Raw genomic sequence first — 12861 nt, 5'->3', positions numbered from 1 at the left:
GCTCGACGGACTGCCTCTGTCGTCGTGGCGCTCCCATGTAAAACCTGACCCATAGTGCTTCCCTCCATGCCAAGGAAAATGATGCACCATCAAATGCCGGGATCAAACAGCTAGTCGATCTCGTGCCGGCGCTCGCTGTTATGCTTGGCGCGAACGTTGGAACGACCTTGATCGTTCAGGCCCTGTCCTTCGACGTCGCCGCTATGTCGCCCGCGCTCATTCTCCTGGGTGCGCTGATGTTTCGCCGTGGTCAAAACCCGCAAATCCACGACCTGGGGCGTGTTTTTGTCGGTCTCGGCTTTATGCTGCTTGCGCTACACCAATTGCTTGCGGTGCTGACTGAATACGCGGACACGCCGGCTTTCGAAGCCGTGCTTTCGGCAATTTCCAAGACGCCCGCATCAAGCGTGATACTCGCCGCCATTCTGACCTGGGCAGCACATTCGAGCGTTGCCGTAGTCTTGCTCGTCATGTCTTTATGCAGCAAAGGATTGATCGATCCTTATCAGGCCTTCGCACTCACTCTCGGGGCCAATCTCGGCACAGCGATAAATCCGGTTGTGGAAGGCAATACCACGGGTGATTATTCCGCCAAACGGCTGCCTTTGGGAAACCTCGCAACGCGTCTTGCAGGGATTGGTATCGTCTTCGCAGCACTCTCACCTGTCGTCAGTTGGATGACGGCAATCGATACCGACGGCGCTCGGATAGTCGCGAATTTTCATACTGCATTCAATCTCATCGTCGCCGTCGCAGTCATGCCATTCCTTACGCCTTTCGCCAACCTTTTGGTCAGACTATTGCCGCAGAAGATCGACGCGACCGATCCTGGCCGTCCCCGTTATCTCGACGCATCTGCCAAAGAGACGCCGGTCGTCGCGTTGCAAGCTGCCGCTAGAGAAGTGCTGCGGCTTGTGGACATACTCGGCGACATGTTGGCGGGAACGAAAGCAGCTCTGACAAGCAACGATCGACGTGCACTTTCTTCCTTGCGAAAGATGGACACGATCCTGGACCGACTTAACAGGGCAGTGAAACAATATCTAACCTCGATTGATCGAGATGAACTCAGTGAGTCCGATCAACATCGGCTCGATGAAATTTTGATTTTTTCTACCGGCCTCGAAAACGCGGGCGATGTGCTTGACCAGAACGTCCTTCCCCATTTGGCCAAAAGGCTGCGCCGCGGCCTTAAGTTTTCGAAAGAGGGGCAGCGCGAACTGTCAGATCTGATTGACCGCCTCTCCACAAATCTCAGGACCGCCTCCGCATTGTTTATGTCTCAGGACGAACGTGTGGCCAGAATGCTTGCGGATGAAAAGATCGTCTTCCGCAAGGCGGAACGCGAAGGGATGAGCGACCATTTCAGGCGCATGCGAACGGGCGATCTAGATACCACCGAAACAAGCTCGCTCCACCTCGACCTGCTCCGCGACTTCAAGCAGATCAACTCACATCTTGTGGCAGCGACCGCCTATCCGATCCTCGAACGGCAGGGCGAATTGCTGCAGAGCAGAGCCATCCGCCAGGCGTCACCTGAATCCTCGTTTACGTGATGCGATTTCCTCTGATTGGCAGCAAACGATGCTCGTGCAATCGCTTCTCAACCTGACCGACGATCAACTGGAGGACGTGATGGGAGCTGTTGAAAACTGGTGCCGGAAGAACGAGAAGACGCTTGACAGCGAAATCGGACAGAAGGCGCTCGGCTTGGCTGCGAATATCAGGCGAAGCCGCGGCCTCACCCAAACCCAACTCGAGCAGATCCTCACTCATGACATGAGCGGGGACAATCAAGGATTCTAGAGGCGATGTCCACGGTATCGCGGGCTCAATGGTTGCGGGATAAAGTTACAAGTCAATTGCTGCGGAGCCAGGCCAGTGCTGAACCGATACCTCGACACTCCACTACGCAAGATCGCCGCCCTTGTGGCGCTCTTGAATCTGGGATACTTCGGGATCGAGTTCGCTGTAGCGCTCAAAATCGGCTCCGTGTCGCTGTTTGCGGACAGCGTTGATTTCCTTGAAGATGCTTCAGTCAACCTGCTGATCCTACTCGCGCTTGGATGGTCGCTCAAGAACCGGGCTCGCGTTGGGATCGCGCTATCGCTGACACTAATGGTTCCCGGCATTGCAACGCTGTTGGCCGCCTACCAGAGCTTCGTCGATCCAGCCCCTCCACAGCCCTTCCTTTTGACCATTACCGGTGCAGGAGCACTCGCGATCAACCTGTCCTGTGCCCTCATGCTGGCAGCGTTCCGTCACGAGAGCGGCAGTCTCACAAAGGCGGCTTTCCTTTCCGCACGCAATGATGCCCTCGCCAACATTGCCATCATGGGGGCGGGCTTCGTCATAAACTTTGTCTGGAACTCGGGATGGCCCGACCTAATCGTCGGCCTGGGCATCGCTGCAGTGAACATGGATGCAGCGAGGGAAGTCTGGGAGGCCGCCCAGAATGAATACCGCACTGCAGCTTAGGAAGGGTGGCGGAGCAACAAGACGCTCGTGAACGGGCTTGCTACCCTCGCTGAGGAGATCGCGGCCAAGGGCAGTACCATGCCGCCGAACTTCCGCCACGACCGACTGAGGTCGCTAATCGTTGAGCGCCTTGTCCGTGTCCAGGACGGAACACAAGCGTTCACGATACTGCCACTGGGGATCTTAGTTGGCCGCTACAGCATACTGGATGAATTGCAATCGCAGGGCGCCAAGTAGCTCCTATCGGATGATCGCAAGCGAAAAACCATTCAACAAACGCTGGAGATCCGGTCGATTGAAGAATTTACATTGCCTTGGTTTAGCGGACACACAGATCTCCCCGGTCTGGATTTACAAGCTTAGACTGGCACGGCGGTCGGATTGGAATTAGTACGGAAAGGTGGATCCGGTGACATATTCAGCGGTCGAACCGTTCCAGCATCCTCTTCAGTTGTGCATTCTGCAGCTGAAGCTTGCGCGTCAGCTGGTCGCGCAGCAGCCTGATCTCCTCATCAAGGCGGATTGCGTCACCAGAAACGGTGGGAAGGCCAGGAGAGGCTGGCGGAACGGCTTCACCCCCTGCCGCTGTCTTGCCCCGGCTTTTGCGCTTTCGCGTTGCACCTTCGCCAGTCTGCGAGGGTTTCGGTGCGTCGCGTGCGGCCGGGTTGGCGTTATCGGATAAGGCCGGATCAGCCGCCTCCACGGGCTTGGCGCCTTCGATATCTGCCGTGCCGTGAACACCGCCTGCCGTTTCTTTGGAATGATCCGGGTCCGCCGACACCGCCTCCGATCGACCGTAAGCGACCGGCTCTTCGTTGATCGGAGGATCCGCTGTGTTCAATCCGTTTTCAGCAGCGGTTTCTGTCGGTTTGGCGATAGCCAAGACGTTCGGCTTCACGTCATCGGCCGGCCCCTGTTCTTGCCTCTGCTGACGTCGCGGCGACACCAGCCGGGCAAGAAGTTTCCATGGAGACGCCATTTTATTCGACCTCGTATTCTACCCCACAGCCAGGCTGCGGCCAAAAGCCTTGGCGGCAGAACGAACCGCCGCCAAAATGTTCATTTCGATAAACATGAGAATGCGGCCGGCGCTTGACCGACGGCTGTCGATCAACCGAGGTTGAGCCGCTTTCGCAGATCGGCATTTTCAGCACGCAGCTTCTCGGCCAGCTGCTTGCGCAGTCTCTGGTTTTCCTCTTCCAGCTGCAGGAGATCCGCAAACTCGTCAACGACCGCCGTCGAAGGAGTAGCCGCCACCTGCACAACCTTCGGAGCACGTTTGACAGGCGCACGTTTGGCGCTTGGCGCACCTTCGTCGGACTTTGCCTTGCGTCCTCTCTTCGGCTTTGCAGCTACGGCATTCGAAGCCGCTGCCGGTTGCGCCGAAACTGCAGCTGAGGCCGTCTCAAGCGCCGCCTTTTTGGCGCGAGGTTTGCGCTCTTTCTTCGGCGCGGGCGCCGCTACGGCCGGCGTGTCAGCATCGCTTATCGTGTCAATATCGTCGGCCATTATGGTCTCCTGTAAAGCCGATGCATTTGTCTCCTGCTCGTTCGGCAGTGTCAACAACACTGCCGCCTGTTGTTCTGCGGGTACAAGCATTTCGCTGCTTCTGGTCTGAGGAGTTGAAGACATAAATGGCATTGCCTCGTCCCGCAGATCCTGCGCCACGGATTTGAGGTCCATGTCTCCCCAGATCGAGTTCGGATTGGAATTGAGTTTTCGCCGACCCGATCTGTACTCGACGGCAAAGCTGCGCTGGACTTTTTTCACTTTGAGAGGCCTCGGGTGTCTGCGGTGATGTGTTCGGCGACGCGTTCGGTATCGCAGCAAGGCTTGCAAATAGCCACTTTCGCGCCGGCAATCTATAGCCTTGGCGCAGCAGGCGACCCCTGCCCTCGCGACAAGACCGCTAACAAGCGTGGATCCCGCCATAAATGACGATGGCTCCAATGAAGAGCCCTGCTATCGCCAATGCGACGCAGCATCCGATCAGATCATCGTACCAGCTCCGAACTATGCTTTCGAACGGTCACTGCCACGACTCGTTTTCCGCGTTTCCATGCCGTTTCCAATGCTGTGATCACTGAAGACGCCGAACTACGCCACCGCTGTGGGAGTTCCAATGTGGACGCCCCAACTCCCGAACCGAGATGTAGACAGTGTCCTGGTGGGGCCTGCCTGGCTTCCAAATCCTTGATGACATTGCTGAACATCCGAACCTGACGCTGCCAGGAGACTGGACATCTAACGCTAGATGATCAGCAGGCTGTGGGCACTCGGCAACCGTGCCCCAATGACGGCACCCTGCAGCTGATCCAGGAACAACGGCCCGAAAGACCGCGGCCGGATCCGGAAGCAACGACGCCGCAGGCTTGAAAGCCGAGGGGAAAGCTATCGAACCCGGGCGGCGTCAATCCTGTGCGCTAGGGAGACAACCGTATCAAAGTTCCGTCCATCGCCGCAGCAATGATCGCCGCTGCGATCTGCCGGAGAGGTCCGCGGGCGATGAGCATCTCCGGCGGCGGGTGTTTTCCCGGACCCGGATCAATGAAGGCCGAACATTCGTGATCCAACTCCAGCATTGCTATGAACGATGTCGCGACAATCATTTCTCCGCAGGCAGCGCATCGCAGGATATACGAGCCGCCGTGGACGACCGATTCCGTTTTCTCCAATCCGCAAGCCCTACAGAGTAACATACTATTCATGGCCCAAATTTAACCGCGCACATTGCTTCTGATCATGAGGTCATGAGGCGATCGCCAGGATAACGGCGATGACGAGCAGCAAGGGCCCCATCCACCTGAAATGACGAACCACCGGCAACTTGTGCGCCGGATTTCGCGACAAGGACAGATAGCCAAAGCCCAGGGACGTCATCCACAGCCCGGCGCAAAACATGATGAACTCGTCGATATAGGTTGCGATCATCGCGGTTGCTCCTAGCTTTGAACGGCACCGTTAAAACCTGTATATTCACTCGCCGTCATCAGATAAAGCACCGGCGCGCGGACGGAAGGAAAAAGTGCAGAGCGTTCGACACTTCCGTGCGATACGGTCACGATGTCACTGTTGACCTCCAGGCTCCGCACCGTTGGTAATCATCGACGGCCAGAAAGCTGCTATAATTAATTGAGCTCCCATCACACGCGGACCGACGAGCCACCTATAGAAAGACGGTGCTTAGGGTGGAGACGAAGCGATTCCACAACAACCCGACGCAGATTTTCGGCGGAAGGCAGCGTCAAGATTGTCTTGCGTTGGACCGCTGCAAACATGCATGATGGACGAAGTTGATCGCATCAGGGGATGAGGCATCGCTCCGGCAACAGGTCTGCGCGGGGATATCCAAATGGCCGGCACGAACAATGTGAGACATTGTTTGCTCGTATTGGCGCTTCGAAAACCCAGCTTAAATCGAAAGAAATTCTATTGAAAGCCAAGATAGGCTTGAAAGATGTGGCTCTGGATGCCGGTGTTTCGCTCAGTACCGCGTCCCATGTTCTCAACGGAACCGCGCCCATATCCATAGAAGTTCGGGAGCGGGTCCTTAATTCCGCGCAAAGGCTGGGATATCTGGAAAAGCGTCGAAGCCGGGCGACGATCGCCACGCTTCGCACCATCCTCCTGGCGATCACCAGCGATGCGGCGCCTCACAGCGACGTCAATCTCGTCAGCTGGACGATGCTCAACAGCCTGCGCCAGGAATGCGAGCGCCTCAGCATCCGGATCGTCCCTTTCGTCAGCGCCGGCAGCCGGATCGACGCGAGCGAGGTGCGCCGCATGGCGCAGGCCGAAAACGTCGACGGCATCGTTATCCTCAACGACGACCAGCCGGAATTGATCCGCGTCCTTGCCGCAGGTCGCATACCGCTCGTCATCCTGAATGGCGAGGACCCTTCGATGCTGGTCGATACGGTCACCGGTGAAAACCGCTTCGGCGCCCGCCAGGGAACCGAGCACCTGCTTTCGCTCGGCCATCGCCGTATCCTGCATTTGACCTGGAAGGGCAGGACCACCATCCGCCGCCGGTATGATGGCTACGCCGATGCGCATCTTGCGGCCGGCCTTGCCGTATCGCCGGAGATGATCGTCGAGGCGGAGGGATACGAGCCCCACCAGGGCGAGCAGGCGATCCGCCAATTGCTTTCCGAAGATAGCAGGCTGCGCGGCGCGACGGCGATCTTCTGCGCCGCCGACAACCTGGCGCTCGGCTGCCTGAGGGCGCTGGCGGCATTCGGCATGCGCGTGCCGGAGGAAATGTCCGTGCTCGGCTTCGACGATATCGTGCCCGGCGAGTTCAGCACACCGCCGCTCTCGACGGTCCAGTTGCCGACCGACCGGCTGGGGGCCGCCGCAATCAGCCTTCTGGAACAACGGCTCGTCGCCAACGATCCGCTGCGGCCGGCCTACCGGCTGGAACTCGGCTGCAAGCTGGTGCTGCGGGGCAGCGTCGCTCCGCCCCGCAGGTGAACCTCACTTCATTCCGGTGCCGGCAATGCCGGTGGTGATGTATTTCTGCAGGAACAGGAAGACGACCGTGACCGGTGCCAGGCTCAGGAAGGTCATGGCGAGGATGTAGTTCCACTGCACGGAGAACTCGCCCTGGAAGGCGTTGAGCCCGACCTGCAGGGTGAAGTTTTCGCGGCTGCTCAAGACGATCAAAGGCCAGAGAAAGTCGTTCCACCGCCACAGGACGGAAAAGATCGCCAGCACCGCGAGCGCCGGTGCCGTCAGCGGCAGGATGATGCGCCAGAAGATCCGGAACTCGCTTGCCGCGTCGACACGGGCCGCCTCGATGAGTTCGTCGGGGATGGTAAGCATGTACTGGCGCAGCAGGAAGACGCCGGTCGGCGAGGCAACGGTCGGAATGATGATACCCCAGAGACTGTCCACAAGGCCGACGCCGACGACGACCAGATAGGCCGGGACCATGACCACCGTCAGGGGGATCATCAGCGTCGAGATGATCAGCACGAAAATCGCCTTCTCGCCCCGGAACCGGTATTTCGACAGCGCGAAAGCCGCAAGCGCGTTGACGACGAGCGTCAGCAGCGTCGCCACGAAGGTGACGAAGACCGAATTCTTCAGAAAGGTGAGGAAGTCGAACCGGGTGAGCGGATCGGTATAGTTCTCGGTCGCGATCGTAAGCCGCTGGACCGGCGACATGTTCTTGACGTCGACGCTGACCGGCGGTCCGGGATTGCTCGGATCGACCATCTGGGCTTTCAGCCCGATCCGCCGCACCATCGCCATCTCGCGCCGTTGGCCGTCGACGTCGACGGTCCAGAGGCTGAGCGGGGCGTCGAAACCCGGTACGGTCTGCTGAACCGCCGCACGCGGCAGCAGCGTCGGCGGAAAGCGGGTGATTTCGGCGGCCGGCTTGAACGAGGAAAGCCCCGCCCAGACCACCGGGATGAGCACGGCAAGCGTGCCCAGGACCAGCCAGGCCCAGGAGAGAATGTCGGTGACACCGATCCGGCCCGGCCGGCGGGTGCGCGTCAGGAAAGCGATGGGTGAGAGGCCTTGCGACATGGTCAGGACTCCATCTTGCGGCCAAGCCGCAGCTGTATGAGCGTCAGGACCAGCAGCACGAGGCCCATCAGCACCGACGCCGCCGAGGCGAGGCCGAAAAGGCGCAGGTCGCTGCCGAAGGCCATCTGGTAGATGTACTGCACGATGAAGCTGTTCGCGGTGCCAGGTCCGCCGCCATTGGTCAGTACCCAGGCCTCGTCGAAGATCTGGACCGAGCGGATCATCAGCAGGATCAGCACGACGAGCAGGTTCGGCCCGAGAAGCGGAAGCGTGATCCGGAAAAGCGTGCGCCGGGGCGAGGCCGCGTCGATCGAGGCGGCTTCGTAGAGATCCTTTGGAATTGCCTGCAGGCCGGCGAGAAGGATCAGCGTATAAAAGCCCATATGGAACCAGACCGAAACCACCACTACGAAGAAACGCGACCAGCCGACGTCCAGCAGGAAGATTTCCGGCGGAACGCCGAGCATCTGCAGGAAGGCGTTGAGCAGGCCGTTGCGGTCCAGGAACCACTTCCAGATCAGGCCGATGACGACCGGCGACAGCAGGACGGGATAAAAGAACATGGCCCGGAAGAAACCGCGGGCGGCCATCGCCCGGTTGAGGATGAGCGCCGTCACCAATGCCACGAGCAGGGTCGCGGCAACGTTGAAGCCGACGAACCAGAGCGTGTTCCAGACCGCCGTCCAGAACAGGGATTCGCGGCAGCTCCCCGGACGAAGGTAGTCCTCGCACTGCAGGAGCTGACGGAAATTGTCGAAGCCGACGAAAGGCCGCTCCGACACGAACAGGCCGGTCCCGCCGGTAAAGGCGTAGCCGACCGCGATGGCGATGGGCAGGAAGGTGAAGATGCCGAAAAGGATGAGGTTCGGCGCGAGGAACAGATAGGGCATCCGCTTCCTGCCCATCAGCCGTTCGAACCCGTTGATGGGCGCCTCGACGAGGCCCATGACGACGTCGAGGGCACGGCCGCCGAGATCTGTCGCCTTAGGCGTGCTCATGGACATCACTCCGTTGGCGAACGGATTGCAGCAGAGCCAGGCCGCTATCGGGATCGAAGACGTGCACCCGGCCGGATAGCGGCATGATCCGCAGAAGGTCGCCGGCCCGCGGTGCGAAATGGCCGGTCTGGTGGACGATGATTGGCTCGTCCCTCCCCTCGAGCGTCCCGTAGACATAGGTCTCGGTCCCAAGGCTCTCGTGATACTGAACGACGAACGGCAGTCCTTCGTCGCCGACCGAAAAATGCGCGGGCCGTATGCCGACAAGCACGGCCTGGCCTACTTTCGCCGCGGTGGGATCGATCGACGCCGCGAGCGGAGCGCCATAGCCGGCGTCGATCGTGACGCCCGCTTCGCCCATCGCAGTGACCTGGCCCTTCAGCATGTTCATCCGCGGCGAGCCCAGGAAGCCCGCCACGAAGAGGTTCCGCGGGTTGTCGAAGAGTTCGAGCGGCGTTCCGACCTGCTCGATCCGGCCCGCATTGAGCACGACGATCTCGTCGGCCATGGTCATCGCCTCCACCTGGTCGTGGGTGACGTAGATCATCGTTGTTCTCAGCTGGCGATGCAGCCGGGTGATTTCCGCCCTTGTCTGCACGCGCAGCGCCGCGTCGAGGTTCGAGAGCGGCTCGTCGAAGAGGAAGATATCGGGGTTGCGCACGATGGCGCGTCCGATCGCGACACGCTGGCGCTGGCCGCCGGAAAGCTGCCGTGGCTTGCGATCCAGATAGGGCTCGATCGCCAGCATCCGCGCCGCCTCCCCGATCCGGGTCTCGATCTCGCTGCGCTTGAATTTCAGGTTCTCGAGCCCGAAGGCGAGGTTCTTGCGCACGCTCATGTGGGGATAGAGCGCATAGGACTGGAAGACCATGGCGATCTTCCGCTCCGCCGGCGACAGCTGGACGACGTCGCGCCCGCCGATTTCGATGCCGCCGGCGCTGATGTCCTCCAGTCCCGCGATGATCCTGAGGAGGGTCGACTTGCCGCAGCCGGATGGACCGACGAAAACGACGAACTTGCCGTTGTCGATCGTCAGGTCGATACCGTGCAGAACGGTCAGCGCACCGAACGCCTTGGTGACATTCGTAAGTTTTAGATTTCCCATTCCCTGCTCCCGTCAGGTTCAGTCACTTTGTGGACGACGCTTTCGACGTTCCAGCCTTCCGGTATCGGTTGCGGCCTCTCGAAATGCGCCTCCTCGATCGAAATCCCCTCTGTGCCGGTGGTAAAAAGTGCCGGCATGCCGCCCGGGTAGTCGACAAGGCCGACCACCCGTCCGTCCGCGTCCTTCGTCCATGCATTTGCACGGCCGGCAGCGTCAGCGCTCGGTGCGATATCAGCGTTGGTCGGCCTCAGATCATAACGAAGTCCGGTGCCGAGTGGGCCTTTCCGCTGCCGCAGTCGTAGACGCGAAAGTCTGACGCCGTGGATTTTCGCGGCGGAAGTCGAAACGAGCGCGATCGCCCCGTCCATTTGGCCGCGCAGATCCTCGACGACGAGATTTCGAACCGCACCGGCCCGGCGGGTGGGGATGCGATCCACCACCGTCACCGTCAGCGCTTCGCCCGATCCCCAGAAGCCATCGAGCGTCTCGTGGCAATCGACCTCTATCCGCGAAAAGCGGATATTGGTCATGTGGCCACCGTCGCGCGAAAACAGCCCCAGCCCCCGGTTTGAATCCTGGACGCGGCAGTCCTCGAAGACGACGTCCGTGAAATCGCCGTAGGATTCCGTGCCGATCTTCAGTGCGCAGCTGTTGCTTTCGACCAGGCAGCGGCGCACGAGCACGTTTTCGCATTCTCCGATCGCTTGTCCGTCCGGTCCGGCGCTGGTCTTCAGGCAGATGCCGTCATCGGCCGTCGATATGTCGCAGTCCTCCACAACCGTATGCCGGCAGGCGTCGAGCACGAGGCCGTCGGTATTCGGCATGCGCCGATTGTTCGAGACCTTCACGCCGCCGACATAAACGTCGTGGCAATTGACCAGGTGCAGCGTCCACATCGGCGAATCGACGATTTCCAATCGCTCGATCCGGACGCCGCGGCAGGATTCGAAGACCACCACCCGCGGGCGGTATTCCGCCGGGACAAAGGTGCCCATCGCCTCATCGCTGCCGGCGATGAAATGTTCACCTCCGGCCTCGATCCGTCCTGGGCCGGTCAAGGCTATGTCCGTCGCATTTCTTGCAACGATCATGGCGCGGTTCGACTTCTCGGCGATAACCGAAACCGATGTCTGCGCGTAAGCTCCGTAGTCGGCCGCAGGGCGCAGGATCGCGCCCATCGCCAGATGAAGCTCGACGCCGGATTGCAGCCTCAGGCCGCGCGTATTGTGGATGCCTTCGGCAAGTTCCACGCAGCCGCCGCCGCGCGCGGCCACCTGGTCGATTGCCGCTTGAATGCGCGCCGTCTCGTCCTCCTGCATGGGCTCGATGAGAAGGGACGGGAACCTGTTCATGCGCCCTCCTCGCCCTCGAGCAGGACTTCCGTCAGCAGCAGCATCGTCAGCGCCTGCCCATAGGGGGTCGGCAGGTTGGGGATACGACGATAGAAATCCAGATCGTGCCCCATCGGCGTGCCGTCCGAGACGCCCTGGACGACGCCCTCGCCATCGACCCGGGAGAGCACGGCCGCCAGCGCGCGTTCCGCATGCACCCGGTTGGAGGCATCCAGGATGCCTGCATCGATACCGCGCAGGATACCGTAGGCGATCCCGGCCGTCGCCGATGTTTCGAGGGGAGATGTCGGGTCGTCAAGCAGCGTATGGAACATGCCGTCGGGACGCTGCAGTCGCTTCAGCGAGCCGACCTGGCTTGCAAGCACGTTCGACAGAAAACGCTTGTCCTTTTCCTCGAGATCGGGAACGAGCTCGAACAGTTCGGGAATGGCAACCGTGATCCAGGCGTTGCCGCGCGCCCAGAAGGCCCTGGCGAAATTGTGCCGGCCGTTGAAGGTCCAGCCGTGATACCAGAGCCCGGTGACCGGATCGGACAGATAGCGGGCATGCACCATGAACTGGTAGACAGCCTCGTCGATCCAGTCGCGACGTCCGCAGGCAACGCCCGCGCGTGCCAGAAACAGCCCGGCCATGAACAGCGTATCGTCCCAGAGTTCGCCGTCGTTCAGCCGTTCCTTGACGACGTGCTGAAAACCGCCGTCCTCGGTCTTCGGAAGACGGTGGACGAGCCAGTCCGCCCAATCCTCGACGAGCGCACGGAAATCCGGCCGGTCGACATGTTCGATGAGAATGGCAAGCGGCAGCATGGGGGCCGTGCTGTTGATCTGCCGCGGCGGCAGGCCCCGGCCGATTTGCCGGCCGTACCAGGCGACGAGATCGTCGATGGCCTGCCGATCACCAGCCGCAAGCGCGCGGCGCAGGAAGCCGTAGAGGCCGACGCCGACTTCCCAGTCCCATTCGTCGAACTGGATACCGCCGTCCGCATCGGCACCGGCAAGGCCTTCCTTGATGCCCTTGAGGCGGCTGAACGCGACCGCGACCTGATCGATCGTCTCCTGCAGGGCCGGTTTGTTGAGGGTCATCGAATCCATCGGTCGGAATGTCCTTTATGCATAGAATGGGTGATCGTCGTCGCCGGCGGTCGCGCTGTCATAGGTCAGGACCGGCACGGGCTGGTCGTGAATGAACGGCCGCGGCTCTCCGCCAACGGTGAATTCGCCGGCATAAGAGAGCGTCAGTATTTCGCGGTCCGGCGGCGAAAGGCTCAGCACCTTGTCGTCGATGTCGAACGAGACGGAGGTGGCGCGGATACGTTCGGCGAAACGACGGAAAGCGGCTTCGTCGCCGGCGCCCACGACGGCCGCCCAGCCGGTGAGCGCACCCTCGGAGCGCA

General features: G+C 60.6%; 13 protein-coding genes and 1 pseudogene. 4 read left to right on the top strand and 10 right to left on the bottom strand.

The window, feature by feature from the left end; translation table 11 throughout:
- Nucleotides 1-44: 44 nt before the first annotated feature.
- The 3 genes from MOV63_RS30005 to MOV63_RS29995 all read left to right on the top strand — a co-directional run bounded on the left by MOV63_RS30005 (nt 45) and on the right by MOV63_RS29995 (nt 2478).
- The gene (locus MOV63_RS30005) at nt 45-1556 is read left to right on the top strand and encodes a Na/Pi cotransporter family protein (protein ID WP_258719348.1); all 1512 of its coding nucleotides are present in this window, start codon (nt 45-47) and stop codon (nt 1554-1556) included.
- Between the two features lie 28 nt (nt 1557-1584).
- The gene (locus tag MOV63_RS30000) at nt 1585-1806 is read left to right on the top strand and encodes a hypothetical protein (protein WP_040125499.1); all 222 of its coding nucleotides are present in this window, start codon (nt 1585-1587) and stop codon (nt 1804-1806) included.
- Between the two features lie 75 nt (nt 1807-1881).
- Nucleotides 1882-2478 (top strand): cation transporter, encoded by a 597-nt coding sequence (locus MOV63_RS29995; RefSeq protein ID WP_040125500.1) that lies wholly within the window; start codon nt 1882-1884, stop codon nt 2476-2478.
- A 418-nt stretch (nt 2479-2896) separates the two neighbouring features.
- Here MOV63_RS29995 and MOV63_RS29990 read toward each other — a convergent pair whose 3' ends face one another.
- The 4 genes from MOV63_RS29990 to MOV63_RS29975 all read right to left on the bottom strand — a co-directional run bounded on the left by MOV63_RS29990 (nt 2897) and on the right by MOV63_RS29975 (nt 5409).
- Nucleotides 2897-3457 carry a hypothetical protein gene (locus MOV63_RS29990; protein WP_040125502.1) on the bottom strand — a complete coding sequence of 187 codons (561 nt, stop codon included), beginning with the start codon at nt 3455-3457 and terminating at the stop codon, nt 2897-2899.
- A 131-nt stretch (nt 3458-3588) separates the two neighbouring features.
- Nucleotides 3589-4248 carry a transcriptional regulator gene (locus tag MOV63_RS29985; RefSeq protein WP_040125503.1) on the bottom strand — a complete coding sequence of 220 codons (660 nt, stop codon included), beginning with the start codon at nt 4246-4248 and terminating at the stop codon, nt 3589-3591.
- Nucleotides 4249-4901: 653 nt separating this feature from the next.
- A complete protein-coding gene (locus MOV63_RS29980; protein WP_040125504.1) occupies nt 4902-5186 on the bottom strand; it encodes a hypothetical protein in 285 nt (94 codons plus the stop codon).
- 40 nt (nt 5187-5226) lie between these two features.
- A complete protein-coding gene (locus MOV63_RS29975; RefSeq protein ID WP_040125505.1) occupies nt 5227-5409 on the bottom strand; it encodes a hypothetical protein in 183 nt (60 codons plus the stop codon).
- Nucleotides 5410-5787: 378 nt separating this feature from the next.
- On the opposite strand from MOV63_RS29975, the gene MOV63_RS29970 reads away from it, so the two are divergent.
- Complete coding sequence (locus MOV63_RS29970) at nt 5788-6951, top strand: LacI family DNA-binding transcriptional regulator (RefSeq protein WP_405029399.1); 1164 nt, start codon at nt 5788-5790, stop codon at nt 6949-6951.
- A 3-nt stretch (nt 6952-6954) separates the two neighbouring features.
- Here MOV63_RS29970 and MOV63_RS29965 read toward each other — a convergent pair whose 3' ends face one another.
- From MOV63_RS29965 to MOV63_RS29940, 6 genes and pseudogenes are all read right to left on the bottom strand, one after another.
- Nucleotides 6955-8013: a carbohydrate ABC transporter permease gene (locus MOV63_RS29965; RefSeq protein ID WP_247039283.1), complete on the bottom strand. Its 1059-nt coding sequence runs from the start codon at nt 8011-8013 to the stop codon at nt 6955-6957.
- A gap of 2 nt (nt 8014-8015) precedes the next feature.
- Nucleotides 8016-9011 carry a carbohydrate ABC transporter permease gene (locus MOV63_RS29960; protein WP_247039281.1) on the bottom strand — a complete coding sequence of 332 codons (996 nt, stop codon included), beginning with the start codon at nt 9009-9011 and terminating at the stop codon, nt 8016-8018.
- Nucleotides 8998-10116: an ABC transporter ATP-binding protein gene (locus tag MOV63_RS29955; RefSeq protein WP_247039279.1), complete on the bottom strand. Its 1119-nt coding sequence runs from the start codon at nt 10114-10116 to the stop codon at nt 8998-9000. The genes MOV63_RS29960 and MOV63_RS29955 overlap by 14 nt, the downstream gene beginning before the upstream one ends.
- On the bottom strand, nt 10104-11468 hold the full coding sequence (locus MOV63_RS29950) for a glycoside hydrolase family 28 protein (RefSeq protein ID WP_247039278.1): 1365 nt from the start codon (nt 11466-11468) through the stop codon (nt 10104-10106). Before MOV63_RS29950 ends, MOV63_RS29955 begins: the two co-directional genes overlap by 13 nt.
- The gene (locus MOV63_RS29945) at nt 11465-12559 is read right to left on the bottom strand and encodes a glycoside hydrolase family 105 protein (protein WP_247039276.1); all 1095 of its coding nucleotides are present in this window, start codon (nt 12557-12559) and stop codon (nt 11465-11467) included. The genes MOV63_RS29950 and MOV63_RS29945 overlap by 4 nt, the downstream gene beginning before the upstream one ends.
- A 15-nt stretch (nt 12560-12574) precedes the next feature.
- Nucleotides 12575-12861: pseudogene (locus tag MOV63_RS29940) on the bottom strand (hypothetical protein); the annotation flags it as partial.

The organism is Neorhizobium sp. SHOUNA12A, assembly GCF_023006505.1.
GTDB lineage: Bacteria > Pseudomonadota > Alphaproteobacteria > Rhizobiales > Rhizobiaceae > Neorhizobium.
The sequence above is the reverse complement of the archived record's forward strand: the minus strand, read 5'-3'. Positions and strand labels throughout refer to the sequence as shown.

Excerpts from the sequence above, each read along its gene's own strand:
- MOV63_RS30000 (WP_040125499.1), top strand. The coding sequence starts at position 1,585 with ATGCTCGTGCAATCGCTTCTCAACCTGACCGACGATCAACTGGAGGAC.
- MOV63_RS29990 (WP_040125502.1), bottom strand. The coding sequence starts at position 3,457 with ATGGCGTCTCCATGGAAACTTCTTGCCCGGCTGGTGTCGCCGCGACGT.
- MOV63_RS29980 (WP_040125504.1), bottom strand. The coding sequence starts at position 5,186 with ATGAATAGTATGTTACTCTGTAGGGCTTGCGGATTGGAGAAAACGGAA.
- MOV63_RS29975 (WP_040125505.1), bottom strand. The coding sequence starts at position 5,409 with ATGATCGCAACCTATATCGACGAGTTCATCATGTTTTGCGCCGGGCTG.
- MOV63_RS29970 (WP_405029399.1), top strand. The coding sequence starts at position 5,788 with ATGAGGCATCGCTCCGGCAACAGGTCTGCGCGGGGATATCCAAATGGC.
- MOV63_RS29965 (WP_247039283.1), bottom strand. The coding sequence starts at position 8,013 with ATGTCGCAAGGCCTCTCACCCATCGCTTTCCTGACGCGCACCCGCCGG.
- MOV63_RS29960 (WP_247039281.1), bottom strand. The coding sequence starts at position 9,011 with ATGAGCACGCCTAAGGCGACAGATCTCGGCGGCCGTGCCCTCGACGTC.
- MOV63_RS29955 (WP_247039279.1), bottom strand. The coding sequence starts at position 10,116 with ATGGGAAATCTAAAACTTACGAATGTCACCAAGGCGTTCGGTGCGCTG.
- MOV63_RS29950 (WP_247039278.1), bottom strand. The coding sequence starts at position 11,468 with ATGAACAGGTTCCCGTCCCTTCTCATCGAGCCCATGCAGGAGGACGAG.
- MOV63_RS29945 (WP_247039276.1), bottom strand. The coding sequence starts at position 12,559 with ATGGATTCGATGACCCTCAACAAACCGGCCCTGCAGGAGACGATCGAT.